Here is a 14,990-nt window from a genome sequence, read left to right on the forward strand (position 1 = left end):
CCATGAACAAGGGAGCTTTCATGACGAATGCCTGGGTTCGTGCGCGCGCGCTGGGCGCCGTGTCGCTGTTGGCGCTTTGCGTTGCCGCGCCGACGGCCGCGCAAAGCGTGTATCCGACCGCGCAGGCCGCGGCCGACGCCTTCACCGACGCGCTGGCCACCAGCGATTCGTCGGCCATGGCCAAGGTGCTGGGACCCAATCACAAACAGCTGGTGCCGGGCGGCGTCTCGCAAGACGACATCTATCGCTTCCTGTCGGCGTGGGCAAAAAAACATGAAGTCATCGCCGATGGCGGCCGTTCCTGGCTGGCCGTGGGCGATTCCGGCTGGACGATGCCCGTGCCTATCGCCCAGGTCGGCAAGGGCTGGCGCTTCGACCCGGTGGCGGGCAAGGCCGAACTGACCCGCCGCGCGATCGGCCGCAACGAACTAGCCGCCATCGAGACGCTGCAACAGCTGCAAGCGGCCCAGACGCGGTATCAACAGGGCGTGGGGCAGGGCCGCTATGCCAGCCGCCTGATCAGCCGCCCCGGTGCCATGGACGGCCTGTACTGGCCCGAAGTGCCGGGCGCCCCGCCCCAGGCGTTTGGTCCCGATGCGCTGGCGATGGGCCCCGAGGTGCCGGCCGAGGACGCGTATTTTGGTTATCGCTACAAGATCCTGCCCGGCTCCGAAAGCACGGCTTACCGCATTGTTGCGTGGCCCGCGCGATACGGGCAGACCGGTATCGGTACCTTTGTGATTGGGCCGCAAGGCGGGGTGTTGGAGTCTGACCTGGGGCCGGCTTCCGCCAGCCGCGCGCAGGCGCTGCGGGAACGCGATATCGCTGCCGGCGCGTGGGTGGACGCCGACGCGCAACCCGTTGGCGCCAAATGACTTTTTGGCATTTCGGGGGCAGGGCCGGCGGGGATGTTGCCAAGTCGCAACAGGCGCAAGCGAATGCCGCCAAAGCCCCGCTTGTTGCCCTTTTGAAAGGTGGCTGTGCCTAAAATGGCGAGCACTGGGATCGGTGCCCGATCCTCTTTTGCCGGACCTTGAAATTGAACCCCTTGCATTTTGTCCGCTACGCCCTGGCCGGCGTAGGGATGGCGCTTAGCGCAGCGGCGGCATCCGCCCCGATTTTCGTCCTGAATTCCCTGGACGCCAACGTCAGCATCGTCGACCCGGTGTCCTACAAGGAACTGCGCCGGGTGCCTACCGGCAAGGAACCGCACCACCTGTATCTGACGCCCGACGAAAAGTCGCTGATGGTGGCCAACGCCACGGGCAACACGATCACGATGATGGACCCGAAGACGGGCGAAGTGCAGCGCACGCTGACCGACATCGTCGACCCCTACCAGTTGCAGTTTTCGCCGGACATGAAGTGGTTCGTCACGGCCGCCAACCGGCTGGACCACATCGACATCTACGCGTGGCAGCCGCAGCAAAAGGGCGCCGAGCTGAAGCTGGTCAAGCGGGTGCAGGCGGGCAAGACGCCCAGCCACATCATGATCGACAAGACCAGCACGACGGCCTACGTCACCTTGCAGGACAGCGACCAGCTGATCGCCATCGACCTGGCGACGCAAACGCCCAAGTGGACGGTATCGGTGGGCAAGACGCCGGCCGACGTGTTTCTGACGCCGGATCAAAAGACCCTGCTGGTGGCGCTGACGGGCGATTCCTTCGTGGAAGCCTATGACGTCAGCAAGGGCCCGGCCAAGCTGGTCAAGCGCATTCCCACCGCCGCGGGCGCGCACGCGTTTCGCGCGCAGGGCGACAAGCGCCACCTGTTCGTCAGCAACCGCACCGCCAATTCCATCAGCCGCATCGACATGCTGTCGCTGACCGTGACCGACACCTTCGCGGTGCCGGGCGGCCCGGACTGCATGGATGTGCTGGCCGATGGCAAGACGCTGCTGGTGACCTCGCGCTGGGCGCGCAAGTTGACGGTGGTGGACTTGGAGCAGAAAAAGGTCGTGAACCAGGTCCCGGTGGGCAAGTCGCCGCACGGCGTCTGGACGCTGAACCATGCGCCGACCCGATAGGGGGGGCTACCCTCCCCACGCTGCGCCCGCTGGCGTGCGCGTGCTGGCCATGACGCTGGCGCTGGCGTGTGCCGTGCCGGTGGCGAATGCCGCGGCGCCGGCCACCTGCGACAAGCCCGTCTACCTGACCCTGGACACCGGTCACATGGGGGTCGCGCCGCTGATCGCCGATGTGCTTAACCGCCATCACGTCAAGGTCACTTTCTTTTTGGCCAACGAACGCACCAAGACCGACGGCTCCAGCCTGGACGACGTCTGGGCGCCGTGGTGGAAGGCGCGCGCGGCGGAAGGGCATGCTTTCGGGTCGCATACCTACGACCACGTCTACTGGCAGGCCGACCTGCCGGGCGGAAAGTTTCGCGTGAAGCCCAGCGCGGGGCCGGACACCGGCAAGCGCGCCGAATGGACGGCCGAACAGTACTGCGCCGAAATCAAGCGTTCGGCCACCCGCTTTCACCAGATGACGGGCGCCAGGATGCTGCCGCTGTACCGCGCACCGGGCGGCAAGACGTCGCCCGCCCTGCTCCAGGCCGCCAAGGCCTGCGGCTACGAACACGTGGGCTGGTCGCCCGCCGGCTTCCTGGGCGATGAACTGCCCAGCGATAAATTCCCCAACGCCAAGCTGCTGGACCAGGCGCTGCGCACCATCAAGCCCGGCGATATCCTGCTTGCCCACCTGGGCATCTGGTCACGCCAGGACCCCTGGGCGCCCGCCGTGCTGGAGCCTTTGATTGTGGGCTTGCAGCAGAAGGGCTATTGTTTTGCCACCTTGGACACGCATCCGGCCTATCGCGACTGGGTCGCCACGCATCATTGATCATGGAAACGCTTAGCCAATTCTTCGGGGCATGCCAGCAATGGCTCTTCGAAACGCTGATCCAGCCCGTGCTGTTTCACCTCGGAATGAGCAACTTCATCGAGGACGGCTATGACGCCACCATGTGGCTGCTGGTCGGTCTGGTGCAGGTTGCCGTGCTGGTGCTGGTGTTCGGCCCGCTGCAACGCCTGCGGCCCGTCGAAGCCGTGACCGACCGACGCCAGATCGGCATCGACGTGCTGTACACGCTGATCCACCGCCTGGGCGTTTTTCGCCTGGCGCTGTTCTTCACCATCGACCCGTTCTGGGACAGCGTCTTCGGCCAGCTGCACGTGTGGGGCTTTGCGCCTTTCCAGCTGGACCAGTACTGGCCGGGCGTGACCGATAAGGCCTGGGTCAGCCTCATCATCTATCTGCTGCTGTTCGACGCGGTCGACTACGTCTACCACCGTGCGCAACACCGCTTCGGCTGGTTGTGGGCGCTGCACGCCGTGCATCACAGCCAGCGCCAGATGACCATCTGGAGCGACGACCGCAACCACCTGCTGGACGACATGCTGCGCGACGTGCTGGTTGTGTTCGTGTCGCAGTTGGTGGGCGTGCCGCCGGCGCAGTTCGTGGCGGTGGTGGCCATTACGCAGCTGGCGCAAAGCTTCTCGCACGCCAATTTGCGCATGCACTTCGGCGCGCTGGGCGAACGCCTGCTGGTCAGTCCGCGTTTCCATCGGCATCACCACTCCATCGCCTACGACGCGTCCACGCCCGGCCCGGTCGGCGGCTACAACTTTGCCGCGCTGTTCCCCATCTGGGACGTGCTGTTTCGCACCGCCCGTTTTGGCGTGGGCTATGGCCCCACGGGCATCCACGACCAGCAGGCCGAATTGGGCGGCCGCGACTACGGCCGCGGGTTCTGGTCGCAGCAATGGCTGGGTCTGAAGCGCATGGTGGGCCGAGACCGCGAACCGGCCTCGGCACCGCCGCCACCGCCCGGAGCGGCGGAGCGGGCCTGATTCGCCACGCGGGTTCTTAGCAATCTGAACCGGAAATCAGACTCGTCCAATAGCCTTTTTGTCGGATCGCCATCACTGTTGCGGGTCAAGTGATTCGCTCGCGCAGCGCCACGCAATCCGCCAAGGCCACGCGCGTGCCCCACTCAGGAGCCCGCCGTGCCCGACACCGCAGCGCCCGCGCAGCGTTTCGCCCCGATGTCCTACAACGCCCGGGGCCAGCCCGTGTTTCAGTGGACCCTGACGCCCGCCGAGCAGTGCGATCCGGTCATCCTGCGGATCCCGCCGGACGCTATCCTGCCGGTCGTATTCGTTCCGGGCATCATGGGCTCGAATCTGAAGTCCGTGCCCGATGACGGGCAAGAAGCCGAACCCGTCTGGCGGCTGGATGCAGGCTTGGCTGGCAAACCTGTTGATTTGTTCCGGCGTTGGAACGGCGTTCCCGCGGGGACCCGTCAGGCCGTGTTGCACCCCGACCGCGTGACCGTCGATGACGCCGGCGCCGTGCCCGAGCGTCGCGTGGGTTCGGTGATCGTGCCTTCCGTCGATTCGGCCACGCAAAGCAAACAGGCGCTTATCGATCGCTATCGCGAACGGGGCTGGGGCGAAGTCGGCGAAAGCAGCTATCACCCGTTCCTGATCTGGCTCGAAGACTCGCTGAACAACTCCTATCGGCCGCACGAGTGGCCGGAATTCCAACTGAAGTCCATGCACCTGGACGTGCCCGACGACCCCTCGTTGCAGCCGCGCCTGAAGCCCGGGCTGGAGGTGCCGCTGGCAGGCCTGGGCGAACACCTGCTGCGCCAGCTGCCGCATCTGAAGACGGACGACCTGTCCGCCCGCGCCGCATACCGGATGCCGGTGCACGCGTTTGGCTACAACTGGCTGGCGGACAACAACGTGGCGGCAAACAAGCTGGCCGAGCGTATCGAAGAAATCAGGCGTCAGTACGGGTCCGAGTGCCAGCAGGTCATCCTGGTGACACACTCGATGGGCGGGCTGGTGGCACGGCGTTGCGCGCAGTTACCCGGCATGAGCGAAGCCATTGCAGGCGTGGTGCACGGCGTGATGCCGACCCATGGCGCCCCGGTGGCATACCGGCGCTGCAAAGTGGGCATGCAGCAAGAAAGCACGATGGCCGCCGCCGTGATCGGCGTGACCGGCCAGGACGTCACAGCGGTATTCGCCCAGTCGCCGGGTGCACTGCAATTGCTGCCCACCAAGAACTATTCGCCGGGATGGTTACGCCTGCGAGACCCCGACTACGCGCCCGCCATGCCCGCGCGTCCTGAGGCAGACCCGTACCAGGAAATCTATTTGCGCCGTGATCGCTGGTGGGCGTTGCTGCGCGAAGATTGGTTAAAGCCGAAGGATGGGGCTCCCGCCGAGTGGAAGGACTACGCGGAAAATATCGAACTGGCGAAGCTGTTTCACGAAAGGATAGACGCCGCCTATCACCCCAACACCTACGTGTATTACGGGGCTGACGCCAAACAGCCGAGTTTCGAAACCATTACCTGGCAAATGCGAGCCGGACGGGGCGATCTGAATCGGCCTTTGGGCGTGCCCCCGGATGCCTTCGTTGTGTCCACCATGCAGATGGCGCAGGTGCGAGATCAAGGATCCAGCCCCTTGTACGTTGGCGGCAGTCGCGTCGTGGAACACGTGCCGGTCAGAGCAGGCCGGCTAGCCGTATCCATGGAAGTCAGCCATTGGGAACTGCACTGCGAAATGCAGGACGGCATCGGTGATGGCACGGTTCCGGTCAGTTCAGGCCAGGCGCCGGCCGCGCAGGCGCGCGAAGGCCAAGTGCGGGTGCAAGTCAGCGCCACGGGCTTTGACCATGAGGGCGCATTCAAAGTGATGCAGACCCGCCACTTCACGCTGTATAGCCTCATCAAGATCGCTGCTCAAGCCAAGCGTCCGTCATGCGTCGCTTGATCCCGCTGCTTTGTCTGTCGGCCGGGCTCGCCGCGGGCGTGATGGCCCTATTTCATTCAAAAGAGGAATCCGCCGTGAACGAGATTACCGGCCCCATGCGAACGTGGGCGGTAGGCAGGCAACTGATCGAACTTCCCGCCGACTGGGGGCCGCCTTCCAGGGCGTTCGCGAAGCTCTACTACGGAGGAGGGGCCGATCATACGAGCGTTGAAATCGATATTCTGGGGCAAGACATCACGTTGGCTCAGCTTGACGAGGCTCTATCAGAACGCGCCCGCCGCATCGGCGCCGTCAACAGTTCTGAAACCGGCAAATCCGTGCTTCTCGGTGCGGAGGAATTGGCGCGGGGGAAGTGGCTGTTCCAATTTCACCGGAGCCTGGGCAGCACGGGGTCGCAAACCTATGAACTGCATCTGCTGGTGAACGGCACGCACGTCAAGCTGGCAGCAAACTCGTACGAGGGCAGCAATGCACAGGTCGAGTCGCGCCTGCTTGAGCTCGCTGCGCAAGTTGTCGGCGTCAAGCAAGCCGAAGCGGCCGGCCCGGGCCTTTCGCTGGGCCCCGTCATCATCCGGGGTACGCACGACCACGAGATGGGCATCGTGAGCTTCATGGCGCGAGGCTCGAACGTCAAACTGGAAATCTACTTCAGTGACTCCGCGCGCAATGAGTCGCCTCGCCTCATCGAACGCATGGTCCGCGACTTCAAAGCCTTTCGCGTCTGGGACCCCGATGTGGTGCGCAAGGGGCATACCACGCTGGCTGGGAATCCCGCGGAGGAATACCTGATGCGGTATGAAACGAAAGACCATCGCGGGTTCTTGTTTGTGGCTGAAAACTACCGGGATAGCCGTTCGTTGGCGAGTCCATCGGTTAATTTCCGCCTGACCGCGGGCGGCGTGCCCCGACTGCACGCCAACCCGGAGATCACACCGGACAAGTTGCTTAATTGGCTTTTGCCCAACTTTGTCCCTCGGGGCGATCCTCCGTTGTGGCAAAGAAAAAGGCCCCGTCCACCTGTTGACTCCACATTGAGCAAGGATCAGACGCTGGCAATCTGGGATCACGCTATGCGTTCACTACGCCCGCGTTACGGGGCCGTTGCGCCGCCCCGCGTCGAACCGCAAAGCGCTACGCGTGGACCTACCCCCGCCCAGGCGGAAGCGGCCCGAAAAGCCCTGGACGACTTTATCGCCAGCGAACCCGGCACAGAGAAATAGCCCCCGCCGGTCCGCCAGCCGTTACGGCGCGTCGTGCGTCGTTTCCCGTTTGATTTCGTCGTGGCGGCGTTCCATTTCCTGGCGCAGTTCGCGGCGCAGACGCGCGGCTTCGAAGCGTTGCTTTTCTTCCAGGTTGCGCGGGGCCAGCGGCGGCACAGCGGTGGGTGCGCCGTTGTCGTCCACCGCCACCATCGTGAAATAACAGCTGTTGGTATGGCGCACGAGCTTCTTGCGGATGTCTTCGGTGACGACCTTGATGCCGATTTCCATCGACGTGCGTCCGGTGTAATTCACCGCCGCCAGGAAAGTGACCAATTCGCCCACGTGGATGGGTTCGCGGAACACGACCTGGTCCACCGACAACGTGACCACGTATTGGCCGGCGTAGCGGCTGGCACAGGCGTAGGCCACCTGGTCCAGGTACTTCAAGATGGTTCCGCCGTGTACGTTCCCTGAAAAATTCGCCATGTCAGGCGTCATCAGGATGGTCATCGACAGTTGGTGGCTAAAGGCGTCGTCCATGGCGGGCGCTCATCATTGAAAAATAAAACGCCTATGGTAGCGGCAGGCGCCTGTCACCGAGCCGTCATCCGGCCACGTGCTAGGGTTTCTTCTCGGAAGGCTGGGCGGCGCTGGCGGCGGGCTCCACATCCACATCCGAATCCACTTGCGCCGGCGGCTGCGGATCATCGCGCACCAAGGCGGGCGGCATCCACAGGCCGTCCAACAAAACCGGCTGCGGTTCGTACATACGCAACAACATCGTCACGGCGCCCGATGCGGGCAGCGGCAGCCAGTTGGCCTGCTCCTCGGGGGCGGGCGGCGTCTGGCTGAAATGCAGGTCCAGTGAGCCATCGGCGTTGTAGCGCAACGGCTGACGGTCGCCCAGGGTATGGCGGCCAAGCATGTTGGCAACGGGCATGCCCTGGCTGTCGTAAGCGGCCAATGACCACAGCGCGCCAGCGGGCGGCAGCTGCCCGCCTTCAAAGTGCAAGAAGTAACGATGCGCGCCGTTGATCGGAGCACCCTGGTTGTCGGCAGCCAGCAGCAGCACGGCCAGATCCTCGGGCAGGCTGGCGCCAGGCTGTGCTTGCGCGGCCAGCGCGCGGCGCAGGTACGCGTTGCCATACACGCCCACGCTGGCTGTTTCCTGTTGCCAGCCGTTCAGGTTGCGCAGCGAGGCGCCCGCGGCGGCCTGCATGCGCTCACGCGCCGCGCGCAGTCCGCGTCGCATGCCTTGTTTGGCGGGATGGTCAAGCTTGTCGAAATCAAACGGACGGCCCGCAATCAGGCCTGCCTGGCGCAGCTTGGCCAGCATCGGCTGGTCGGTTGCGTGCGGCGGATTCTTGCGCAGCAGCTCGGCGGCGTAGGTGAAGAACGCGTCGGTCGGCATGGATTCCACCTGCTCGCGCACGGCTATCTTCAGGTCCAGATTGGGGTCCGACTTCACCCGCTGCGACTGCGCCGGCAAGTTCCACTGTGACAGCGGCGTCAGCGCGTAGCCGTCCTGCAAGGCATTCACGGCGGCGAAATCGGCGGGCCGGTCTGCCTGGATCAGCAGCTTGGCCAGGACGTGCGGGGTCGGTGCGTCAATGCGGGCCATGCCGGAGGGCAGCGTGCCCGTCCAGCCGGGCGGCACGATCACGGTGTTGGACTTGCCCGTGCCGGTGGTGCGCTTGCCCAGCATGGCGAAGGCGTCTGTCCACATGTCCACCAGCGTCAACGAATACCGCCGGCCCTGGGTGTCGGGCGCCGACAGCACGACGGGGCCGGCCGTCAGGTCGATCCAGCCGGTGCTGCGCAGCATGTCGGGGTTGGCCCACGGGGCCGCCTCGCCGGCCGGGGGCAGGCCGCGACCATGCAGGAACGTGTTGGCGGCCGCACCCTGGGCGCCTCGCGACGGATGCGTGAACTGCCGCCGGTTCAAGTCCATCGTCACCAGCGGATAGAAGTACAGGTAGCCTTCCATGGCCGCTTGCTGGGCGACTTCGGTTGCGGCGGCGGCCGGTGTGAGCCGCGCGGCTGCGGGCGCGGCCAGTGCGGTGGAGGCGGGCGTCCCGGCCAGGCAGGCCAGGCACAAAGCCAAGGGAACAAAACGGCGCATCGGGCATTCCAACGGTCAAGCGTGAACGAGGAATGTAGCAGCCGCCAGACACTCCAAAATCTGCGAACAACTCCCATTTCGCCGCCAAATCGGCGTTAGCCGGGCTTTTGCCGTGGCGCGCGACTTGGTCTTGCGAATATACTTATTGAAATATCCTTGGAAGTTGTAGGGCTTTTCCCCGTTGGACAAGCCACCGGCTTTCGTCATTCACCAGGAGAGGAGTGCTTCATGGTCAACATGAATCGCCGCCAGTTCTTCAAGGTGACAGGTGCCACCCTGGCAGGCTCTAGCCTGGCATTGCTCGGGGTAGCCCCCGGCACGGCCATGGCTGAAGTGCGCCAGTACAAACTTGCGCGCATGACTGAAACGCGCAACACCTGTCCCTACTGTTCGGTCGCCTGTGGCTTGCTGATGTACGGTCTGGGCGACGGCGCCAAGAACGCGCGCGCCAGCATCATGCACATCGAAGGCGACCCTGATCACCCCGTCAACCGCGGCACGCTCTGTCCGAAGGGCGCGGCGCTGATCGACTTCATCCACAGCCCCAACCGCCTGAAGTACCCGGAATACCGGGCGCCCGGGTCGGACAAATGGGTGCGGATGTCGTGGGACGACGCGCTGACCCGCATCACCAAACTCATGAAAGCCGACCGCGACGCGAACTTCGTCGAGAAGACCGCGGACGGCAAGACAGTCAACCGGTGGCTGACCACCGGCATGCTGGCCGCCTCTGCAAGCAGCAACGAGGTGGGCTACGTTACGCACAAGACCGTGCGCAGCATGGGGATGTTGGCGTTCGATAACCAAGCACGTGTCTGACACGGCCCGACGGTGGCAGGTCTTGCCCCGACGTTTGGCCGTGGAGCGATGACGAACCATTGGGTCGACATCAAGAACGCGGACGTAGTGCTGATCATGGGTGGCAATGCCGCCGAGGCCCACCCGTGCGGGTTCAAATGGGTCACGGAAGCAAAAGCCCATAACAAGGCGAAGCTGATCGTTGTGGATCCGCGCTTTACGCGTTCGGCGTCCGTGGCGGATTTCTACGCGCCCATACGCACCGGCACCGACATCATCTTCCTGGGTGGCGTCATCAAGTACCTGTTGGATCACGACAAGATCCAGCACGAGTACGTGCGCAATTACACCGACTTTTCTTTCATCGTTCGTGAGGACTTCACGTTCGAGGAAGGCTTGTATTCCGGCTACAACGCCGACAAGCGTTCCTACGACAAGGCCAGCTGGGACTACGAGCGCGGCGACGACGGTTTCGTCAAGACGGACCCGACGCTGGCGCATCCGCGCACCGTCTACCAACTGATGAAGAAGCACTATTCGCGCTACACCGAAGACATGGTCGAGCGCGTGTGCGGCACGCCCAAAGACAAGTTCCTGAAGGTGTGCGAAATGCTGGCGTCCACCGCCAGCCCCACCCGCGCGGGCACGATCCTGTACGCGCTGGGCTGGACGCAGCATTCCATCGGTTCGCAGATCATCCGCACCGGCGCGATGGTGCAGCTGTTGCTGGGCAACATCGGCATCGCCGGTGGCGGCATGAACGCGCTGCGCGGACACTCGAACATTCAAGGCCTGACCGATCTTGGCCTGATGTCGAACCTGCTGCCGGGCTACATGACGCTGCCCAACGAACCCGAGCAGGATTACGCCAAGTACATCGAGACCCGTACGCAAAAGCCGCTGCGTCCCAACCAGCTCAGCTACTGGCAGAACTACAACAAGTTCCACGTCAGCCTGATGAAGGCCTGGTGGGGCAACGCCGCCACGGCGGAAAACAACTGGGCGTTCGACTACCTGCCCAAGCTGGACAAGCTTTACGACATGCTCCAGGTCTACGAGCTGATGGTCCAGGGCAAGATGAACGGCTACATCGCGCAGGGTTTCAACCCGCTGGCGGCGGCGCCCAACAAGGCCAAGTTGAATGACGGTTTCGCCAAGCTGAAATTCCTGGTCATCATGGACCCGCTGGTCACCGAGACCTCCGAATTCTGGCGCAACGCGGGCGAGGCCAACGATGTGGATCCGTCCAAGATCCAGACCGAAGTCTTCCGCCTGCCCACCACCTGTTTCGCCGAGGAAGACGGCGCGCTGGTGAACTCCGGGCGCTGGCTGCAATGGCACTGGAAGGGCGCCGAGCCGCCGGGCGAAGCCAAGAGTGACATCGAAATCATGTCGCTGATCTTCACGCGCCTGCGCAAGATGTACCAGGACGAAGGCGGCACGTATCCCGACCCCATCGTCAACCTGTCCTGGCCGTACTCCAACCCGCAGAACCCCACCGCCGAGGAACTGGCCAAGGAATACTCCGGGCGAGCCCTGGTGGACCTGGTCGACCCCAAGGACCCCACCAAGGTCACCCGCAAGGGCGGCGAGCAAGTGGCGGGCTTTGCGGAACTGCGCGACGACGGCTCCACCGCCAGCGGCTGCTGGATCTTCGCTGGCGCCTGGGGGCCCGGCGGCAACCTGATGGCGCGGCGCGACAACAGCGACCCCACCGGCATCGGCCAGACCCTGAACTGGGCCTGGGCGTGGCCGGCCAACCGCCGCATCCTGTACAACCGCGCATCTTGCGACGTGGCGGGCAAGCCCTTTGATCCGCGCCGCAAGCTGATCGGCTGGAACGGCAAGATCTGGGCCGGCGCCGACATCCCCGACTTCAAGGGCGACGAAAACCCCGACGGCGGCATGGGGCCGTTCATCATGAACCCGGAAGGCGTGGCGCGCTTCTTCGCGCGGGCGGGCATGGCCGAAGGGCCGTTCCCGGAACACTACGAACCCTTCGAAACGCCGCTGGGATACAACCCGCTGTACCCGAAGGCCAAGGGCGTGACCAGCAACCCGGCCGCGCGCGTCTTCAAGGACGACCTGGCCGCGATGGGCACGGTCGACAAGTTCCCGTACGTGGCCACCACCTACCGCCTGACCGAGCACTTCCACTACTGGACCAAGAACGTCCGCATCAACGCGATTCTCCAGCCGGAGCAATTCGTCGAGATCGGCGATGCCTTGGCCAAGGAACTGGGTATTGCCAACGGGTCGCGGGTCAAGGTGTCGTCCAACCGCGGCTACATCAAGGCGGTGGCGCTGGTCACCAAGCGCCTGCGTGCGTTGACCATCGAAGGCAAGACGGTGCACCACGTGGGCATTCCGATCCACTGGGGTTTCGTGGGCCTGGCCAAACCCGGCTTTTTGACCAATACCCTGACGCCATTCGTGGGCGACGGCAATTCCCAGACACCGGAATTCAAGTCGTTCCTGGTCAAGGTCGAGAAGGCCTAGGAGAACCGACATGTCCATGCAATCCCTAGACATCAAGCGGCGCTCGGCCACCACCACGCCGCCGCCCGGTATCCGTGAACCCATCACGGGCTCGGTCGCCAAGCTGATCGACGTCTCCAAGTGCATCGGGTGCAAGGCTTGCCAAAGCGCCTGTATGGAATGGAACGATCTGCGCGACGAGATCGGCACCAACGTGGGCGTCTATGACAACCCGGCCGACCTGACCGAGCATTCCTGGACCGTCATGCGCTTCTCGGAATACGAGAACCCCGCCGGCGACCTGGAATGGCTGATCCGCAAGGACGGCTGCATGCACTGCGAGGACCCGGGCTGCCTGAAGGCCTGCCCCTCGCCGGGCGCCATCATCCAATACACCAACGGCATCGTGGACTTCCACGAAGAAAACTGTATTGGCTGCGGCTACTGCATCACCGGCTGTCCGTTCAACGTGCCGCGCATCTCCAAGAAAGACCACAAGGCGTACAAGTGCACCTTGTGTTCCGACCGCGTGGCCGTCGGCCAGGAACCGGCCTGCGTCAAGGCCTGCCCCACCGGCGCCATCGTCTTCGGCACCAAGGAAGACATGAAGCAGCATGCCGAGGAACGGATCGTGGACCTGAAGTCCCGCGGTTTCGACCAGGCCGGGCTGTACGACCCGCAAGGCGTGGGCGGCACCCACGTCATGTACGTGCTGCATCACGCCGACCAGCCCGGGCTGTATCACGGCCTGCCCCAGGACCCGAAGATCAGTCCCATGGTGTCGCTGTGGAAGGGCTTGGCCAAACCGCTGGGTGTGGCCGCGATGGCCCTGACCGCCCTGGCGGGATTCTTCCACTACGCCCGCGTGGGCCGTAACGAGGTGTCGGAGGAAGACGAGCGCCGCGCCGAAGAGGAGATCCGCCATGACTGAAGACCACCGTCACCGTCGCATCAAGCGCTATTCGCCGGGTGAGCGCACCAACCACTGGATCATCGCCTTCACGTTCATTCTGTTGGCGCTGTCCGGGCTGGCGCTGTTTCACCCGTCGATGTACTGGCTGACCAACCTGTTCGGCGGCGGCCCGTGGACGCGCATTCTGCACCCCATCATCGGGGTGGTGATGTTCGTCTGCTTCGTCGTGTTCGCCGGCCACATGTGGCGGCACAACCTGATGACGCGCGCTGATCGCCAGTGGCTCAAGCAGCTGAACGACGTGGTCGAGAACCGCGAGGAAAAGCTGCCCGAAGTCGGCAAGTACAACGCCGGCCAGAAGCTGCTGTTCTACGTGCTGGTGTTGTGCATGCTGGGCCTGTTCGCCAGCGGTATCGTGATCTGGCGCGAATATTTCGCGTTCTATTTCCCGATCTGGGTGGTGCGGGTCGCGTCCGTGGTGCACGCCGTCAGTGCGCTGGTGCTGATCTGCTCGATCATCGTGCACATCTACGCCGCGATCTGGGTCAAGGGCTCGTTGACGGCCATGCTGCGCGGTTATGTCACGGCGGGCTGGGCGTGGAAGCACCATCGCGCCTGGTTCCGCGAACAGATCCGGAAGTAGCGCCGGTTTTATCCTGATCGCACGGCTGCTATCCTTCTTCGAAGGCTGGCAGCCGTGTTTGTTTTTTTGGAGACGCAATTGCAGCGAATTCTTCCGCGCGGTGAAATCGAAGCGCTAGACCACAATGTCATCCCCCGCGTCAGCTTGCCTGAACGCGGCTCGATTTTTTCAACGCGCGCGGCGCGCCTGCGGCAACTGGCGTCGGATAGCCCGGTGGCCGATTACCTGCTGCTGATGGCGCATCTGGTCGACGCCCAGCATCGCGCCCTGCAGGACTGCGCCGCGCCCGGCGTATCCGAAGACCGGCTGTCGCTGGCGCAGGCGCATGGCATGCCGCCGCTACAGGCGGTGGGCTGGCCGCGCGACCCGATGTGGCGCGGCATCCTGGCGCGCCTGGTCGATGACGTATCGCGTACCGCGGGGGTGCCTGCCGAAGCCGTCGAAGTCTGTACTGCGTTGCGCCGCGCAATCGACCAAGACCCCGAATCCCTCGAAGACCTCGCCGAAGCCGTGTTGGCCGAACAGGACCAGGGCGTGGACGGCGCGGCCGCGCCCTTCGTCATGGCAGCCTTGCAAGTCTATTGGACCGATCTGGCCAGCCGCTTCGACGCCAAGCAATTGCCCGTGGTCAGCCCGTTCGGCGTGTGCCCCGTTTGCGCCAGCTTGCCGGTGGCCAGCGTAGTGCGCGTGGGCGGCCAGTTCGAAGGCTACCGCTACTTGTGTTGCAGCCTGTGCGCCACGCAATGGCACATGGTGCGCGTCAAGTGCACGCATTGCGAAGACGTCGAATCGGTGGCGTACCAGGCCATCGACGGCCGCGCGCCCGCCATCAAGGCCGAAACCTGCGACCACTGCCACACCTATCGCAAGATCTTCTACCAGGACAAGGACCTGCACGTGGAACCCGTGGCCGATGACCTGGCCAGCCTGATGCTGGACGTGCTGGTGGGCGAGGCGGGTTATTCGCGCGCCAGCGGCAACCCGCTGCTGTGGCATGGCAACGAGGACTAGCCGCATGGCCGAGCTTCCGTCAGAAGACA

At 64.2% G+C, this 14,990-nt stretch carries 12 protein-coding genes; 10 read left to right on the top strand and 2 right to left on the bottom strand.

What is annotated here, in order from left to right; translation table 11 throughout:
* Positions 1–2 precede the first annotated feature (2 nt).
* From KYT87_RS01525 to KYT87_RS01550, 6 genes are all read left to right on the top strand, one after another.
* A complete protein-coding gene (locus KYT87_RS01525; protein WP_082134531.1) occupies positions 3–875 on the top strand; it encodes a DUF2950 family protein in 873 nt (290 codons plus the stop codon).
* Between the two features lie 209 nt (positions 876–1,084).
* The gene (locus KYT87_RS01530; protein WP_046805640.1) at positions 1,085–2,029 is read left to right on the top strand and encodes a YncE family protein; all 945 of its coding nucleotides are present in this window, start codon (positions 1,085–1,087) and stop codon (positions 2,027–2,029) included.
* A 49-nt stretch (positions 2,030–2,078) separates the two neighbouring features.
* Positions 2,079–2,846 (top strand): polysaccharide deacetylase family protein, encoded by a 768-nt coding sequence (locus KYT87_RS01535; protein ID WP_219992578.1) that lies wholly within the window; start codon positions 2,079–2,081, stop codon positions 2,844–2,846.
* A 2-nt stretch (positions 2,847–2,848) separates the two neighbouring features.
* Complete coding sequence (locus KYT87_RS01540; RefSeq protein WP_219991587.1) at positions 2,849–3,856, top strand: sterol desaturase family protein; 1,008 nt, start codon at positions 2,849–2,851, stop codon at positions 3,854–3,856.
* 156 nt (positions 3,857–4,012) lie between these two features.
* Complete coding sequence (locus KYT87_RS01545; RefSeq protein WP_219991588.1) at positions 4,013–5,794, top strand: triacylglycerol lipase; 1,782 nt, start codon at positions 4,013–4,015, stop codon at positions 5,792–5,794.
* A complete protein-coding gene (locus KYT87_RS01550) occupies positions 5,782–7,014 on the top strand; it encodes a T6SS immunity protein Tli4 family protein (RefSeq protein WP_219991589.1) in 1,233 nt (410 codons plus the stop codon). Before KYT87_RS01545 ends, KYT87_RS01550 begins: the two co-directional genes overlap by 13 nt.
* A 21-nt stretch (positions 7,015–7,035) precedes the next feature.
* Here KYT87_RS01550 and KYT87_RS01555 read toward each other — a convergent pair whose 3' ends face one another.
* Both KYT87_RS01555 and KYT87_RS01560 read right to left on the bottom strand, forming a co-directional pair.
* Positions 7,036–7,536: an acyl-CoA thioesterase gene (locus KYT87_RS01555; RefSeq protein ID WP_046805595.1), complete on the bottom strand. Its 501-nt coding sequence runs from the start codon at positions 7,534–7,536 to the stop codon at positions 7,036–7,038.
* A gap of 79 nt (positions 7,537–7,615) precedes the next feature.
* Positions 7,616–9,118, bottom strand: a complete 1,503-nt coding sequence (locus KYT87_RS01560) for a DUF1254 domain-containing protein (RefSeq protein WP_219991590.1) — start codon at positions 9,116–9,118, stop codon at positions 7,616–7,618.
* 228 nt (positions 9,119–9,346) lie between these two features.
* Between KYT87_RS01560 and fdnG the strand changes: the two genes are divergently transcribed.
* From fdnG to fdhE, 4 genes are all read left to right on the top strand, one after another.
* Positions 9,347–12,415: a formate dehydrogenase-N subunit alpha gene (gene fdnG / locus KYT87_RS01565; RefSeq protein ID WP_162941140.1), complete on the top strand. Its 3,069-nt coding sequence runs from the start codon at positions 9,347–9,349 to the stop codon at positions 12,413–12,415.
* Between the two features lie 10 nt (positions 12,416–12,425).
* A complete protein-coding gene (gene fdxH / locus KYT87_RS01570) occupies positions 12,426–13,325 on the top strand; it encodes a formate dehydrogenase subunit beta (protein WP_046805599.1) in 900 nt (299 codons plus the stop codon).
* Positions 13,318–13,950 carry a formate dehydrogenase subunit gamma gene (locus KYT87_RS01575; RefSeq protein WP_046805600.1) on the top strand — a complete coding sequence of 211 codons (633 nt, stop codon included), beginning with the start codon at positions 13,318–13,320 and terminating at the stop codon, positions 13,948–13,950. The genes fdxH and KYT87_RS01575 overlap by 8 nt, the downstream gene beginning before the upstream one ends.
* Positions 13,951–14,028: 78 nt before the next feature.
* Complete coding sequence (fdhE, locus tag KYT87_RS01580) at positions 14,029–14,961, top strand: formate dehydrogenase accessory protein FdhE (protein ID WP_104144836.1); 933 nt, start codon at positions 14,029–14,031, stop codon at positions 14,959–14,961.
* Positions 14,962–14,990: the final 29 nt, after the last annotated feature.

Source organism: Achromobacter sp. ES-001 (assembly GCF_019448355.1).
Lineage (GTDB): Bacteria > Pseudomonadota > Gammaproteobacteria > Burkholderiales > Burkholderiaceae_B > Achromobacter > Achromobacter spanius_B.